We start from the raw sequence: 3,434 nt of genomic DNA, 5'->3' as shown, positions 1-3,434 counted from the left end.
AGATATCCGCAGAAGCGCAGGATGTGGCCGTCGGGCTCGCGGATGGCGAACTCGCGCAGGCCCCAGGGCTGGGACTGCGGCGGCTCGATGACGTCCACGCCGCGCTTCACGTAGGCGGCATGCAGCCCGTCGACGTCGTGGCCGACGTGGATCACGATCTCGCCGCGCCAGGGGCTGGCCTCGCGGCCGCTGTGCTGCCACAGGCGGATGTAGACCGGGTCGCCGTACGTCCGGTCGCCCTTTGTCATCGCCGGGCCACCCCAAGATGAAAAAGCATCCCCCTTGGGGGATCGGGCAAGCGCAAAGCGGTTGCCCGAGAGGTCACTTTTCACCCGCGCATAGCTCGGCGGCTCGCCGGCGACGAAGTCCAGTTCGAAGCCCAGCACGTCGCGGAACCAGCGCGCCGCACGGGTCACGTCGGACACCGGCAGCACCGGCTGCACGCCGTGGAACTGGTGCAGCGTGCCCAGGTCGGGCGAGGCGGCGGCGGGGTGGTCCATGGCCGCGGCCTCAGTTCAGGGCACGGCGCAGCGCGGCCACGCGCTCGGCGACGGCATCCACGTCCAGCGCGTCCTCGGCGTGCGCCAGGTAGACCTCCAGGTCGTCCACCGCCTGCCGGGGGTGGCCCTGCTCAGCGTGGGCCAGGCCACGGTCGCGCCATTCGCCCCATGCCTCGGGCAGCAGCACGATCAGGCGGTCCTGCACGGCGATCAGGCGCATCCAGTCCTCCTGACTGCGGTGGATCTCCTTGAGGTTGCGCAGCATGCGCGCCACGATCTCGCGCGGCGAGGCGGGCTGCAGGTACAGGCCCAGCGGCACGTCGAACTCGCCGACCAGCCCGTTGCTGCGCTTGTAGGGCTCCAGCCGCTCCGACAGCTCCTCGCGCGAGAGCGAGCGGCCGGTGAACGGATCGATCACCACCTGCCCCTTGGGCAGCGAGACCTTGAGCATGAAATGCCCCGGGAAGCCGATGCCGCGCGCATGCAGGTTCAGCCCCTGCGCCAGCTCGATCCACAGCACCGCCAGCGAGATCGGGATGCCGCGCCGCGTGCGCAGCACCGCGTTCAGGTAGCTGTTGTCCGGGTCGTAGTAGTCGTTGACGTTGCCGCCGAAGTTCAGGTCGTGGAAGAAGAACTGGTTCAGCGCCCGCAGGCGCGCCAGCGGCGCGGCATCGGCCGGCAGGCGGCGGCGCAGGCGGGCCAGGAGCTGGTCCACGTCGCCCAGCACCTGCTGCACGTCCAGGTCGGGGTACTCGTCCTGGGCGAGGCTGGCGGCCGCTTCGAGCAGGGGGAACTGCTCGTCGCTCTGCACGAGGGTGGCGAAGTAAGCCAGCGGCGAGGGTGGCTCGAAGCTCAGGGGCATGGGTCTTTGTAGTGGAGGCGCCGGGGCAGCGTCAAGACGCGCCGCCCCCATGGACATCAGCGCCTCATGAGGCTGCGCAGCCGGACGCCGGCCAGCGCCAGCACGGCGAAGTAGACGGCCGCGGCGGCAGCGACGAAGCCGGCCAGCAGGCCGATGCGCAGCAGCCGCTGCGCGCGCAGCGCCACCCAGTCGACATGCCGGTCGCCCCACCACAGCAGGACCGCCATGACCGCCGAGGCCAGCAGCACCTGCAGCGCGAAGCGGCCCCAGCCCGGCAGCGGCCGGTAGCTGCCGCGGCGGATCAGCCCGACCAGCAGCCACAGCGCGTTGACCATGGCGCCGATGGCGATGGTCAGCGTCAGCGCCGCGTGCTGCAGCAGCGGCACGAACAGCAGGTTGAGCAGTTGCGTGAACACCAGCACGCCCACCGCGATGAGCATCGGCGTCTTCATGTCGTGGCGGGCGTAGTAGCCCGGCGCCAGCACCTTGATGGCGACGATGCCCAACAGCCCCACGCCGTAGCCCGACAGGGCCGCCGTGGTGCGCTGCACGTCCAGCGCGCTGAAGGCGCCGTTGTGGAACAGCACCGCCACCAGCGGGCGCGAGAACAGCAGCAGCGCCACGGCGCAGGGCACCGCCAGCAGCACCACCAGCCGCAGGCCCCAGTCGAGCATGGCGGAGTAGCGCGCGTCGTCCTGCGCGGCGCGCGCGGCCGCCAGCTGCGGCATCAGCACCACGCCCAGCGCCACGCCCAGCATGGCGGTGGGGAACTCCATCAGCCGGTCGGCATTGGTCACCCAGGTCACGCTGCCGGCCGCCAGGTGCGAGGCGATCTGCGTGTTGATGAGCAACGACAGCTGCGCCACGCTCACCCCCAGCAGCGCGGGCAGCATCAGCTTCACCACCTTGCGCGTGGCCGGGTCGGCCCAGGCCGTGCGCAGCGCGGCCGCGCCGGTGCCCACCCGCGGCAGCAGGCCCAGGCGCCGCAGCGCGGGAAGCTGGATCGCCAGCTGCAGCACGCCGCCCACCATCACGCCCACGCACTGGGCATAGATCGGCTCGATGCCCCAGCGGCGGAACAGCGGCGCGCCGACGACGATGGAGGCGATCAGCGCGATGTTGAGCAGCACCGGCGAGGCGGCCGGCACCGCGAACTTCTTCCAGGTGTTGAGGATGCCCCCGGCCAGCGCCACCAGCGACATGAAGCCGATGTAGGGGAACATCCAGCGCGTCATCAGCACCGCCGCGTCGAAGGCGCCGGCCTTGCCCTCCAGCCCGCTGGCCATCGCCCACACCATCAGCGGTGCGCCGACGACGCCGGCCACGCACAGCAGCACCAGCGCCCACAGCAGCAGCGTGGCGACATGGTCGATCAGTTGCCTGGCGCCCGCCTCTCCCTGCTCGGTGCGGTGGGCGGCCAGCACCGGCACGAAGGCCTGGCTGAAGGCGCCCTCGCCGAACACCCGGCGGAACAGGTTGGGGATGCGGAAGGCGACGTAGAAGGCGTCGGTCAGCGCGCTGACGCCGAACACCGAGCTCATCAGCACGTCGCGGATCAGGCCCGTGACGCGCGAGGCCAGCGTGAGCAGCGAGACGGTGGAGGCGGAGCGGAACAGCGACACGGCGCGCAAGTGTAGGGGCCGGGCGCCTTTCTTTTACCCGGACCAATTGCCTCCCCCGCCGGGCCGGCATATAATGGTGGGCTTTGCTGCAACATCCACAGACCCTTTAAGGAACCCCAACCATGGCATCCGCCAAGCCCAAGAAGAAGAACCCGCGCCTCGCGTCGGGCCGCAAGCGCGTCCGCCAGGACACCCACATCAATGCCGCCAACAGCTCGCTGCGCTCCAAGTACCGCACCGCGGTGAAGAACGTGGACAAGGCCGTCGCCACCGGCGACAAGACCAAGGCCACCGAGCTGTTCGCCAAGGCCCAGAGCGTGATCGACACGATCGCCGACAAGGGCATCTTCCACAAGAACAAGGCCGCTCGCGACAAGAGCCGCCTGGCCGCCAAGGTGAAAGCCCTGGCCACCGCCGCCGCCTGACGTCTTCAGGTCAGCCCGGATCGCC

At 70.5% G+C, this 3,434-nt stretch carries 4 protein-coding genes; 1 reads left to right on the top strand and 3 read right to left on the bottom strand.

Annotated features, from left to right (window positions below; all coding sequences use genetic code 11):
* From ACIY1X_RS17270 to murJ, 3 genes are all read right to left on the bottom strand, one after another.
* Window positions 1-500 (bottom strand): bleomycin resistance protein (locus tag ACIY1X_RS17270; RefSeq protein ID WP_399682779.1); only part of this gene is annotated, 500 nt, incomplete at its 3' end.
* 10 nt (window positions 501-510) lie between these two features.
* Window positions 511-1,362 (bottom strand): SirB1 family protein, encoded by an 852-nt coding sequence (locus ACIY1X_RS17265; protein WP_038218343.1) that lies wholly within the window; start codon window positions 1,360-1,362, stop codon window positions 511-513.
* Window positions 1,363-1,418: 56 nt separating this feature from the next.
* The gene (gene murJ / locus ACIY1X_RS17260; protein ID WP_399682776.1) at window positions 1,419-2,984 is read right to left on the bottom strand and encodes a murein biosynthesis integral membrane protein MurJ; all 1,566 of its coding nucleotides are present in this window, start codon (window positions 2,982-2,984) and stop codon (window positions 1,419-1,421) included.
* Window positions 2,985-3,106: 122 nt separating this feature from the next.
* On the opposite strand from murJ, the gene rpsT reads away from it, so the two are divergent.
* The gene (rpsT, locus tag ACIY1X_RS17255) at window positions 3,107-3,409 is read left to right on the top strand and encodes a 30S ribosomal protein S20 (RefSeq protein WP_038218344.1); all 303 of its coding nucleotides are present in this window, start codon (window positions 3,107-3,109) and stop codon (window positions 3,407-3,409) included.
* The last annotated feature ends 25 nt before the right edge of the window (window positions 3,410-3,434 follow it).

It is taken from the genome of Xenophilus sp. (assembly GCF_044462705.1).
Lineage (GTDB): Bacteria > Pseudomonadota > Gammaproteobacteria > Burkholderiales > Burkholderiaceae_C > Xenophilus > Xenophilus azovorans.
The sequence above is the reverse complement of the archived record's forward strand: the minus strand, read 5'-3'. Positions and strand labels throughout refer to the sequence as shown.

Coding starts and splice junctions, on each gene's coding strand:
- ACIY1X_RS17265 (WP_038218343.1), bottom strand. CDS start 1,362: ATGCCCCTGAGCTTCGAGCCACCCTCGCCGCTGGCTTACTTCGCCACC.
- rpsT (WP_038218344.1), top strand. CDS start 3,107: ATGGCATCCGCCAAGCCCAAGAAGAAGAACCCGCGCCTCGCGTCGGGC.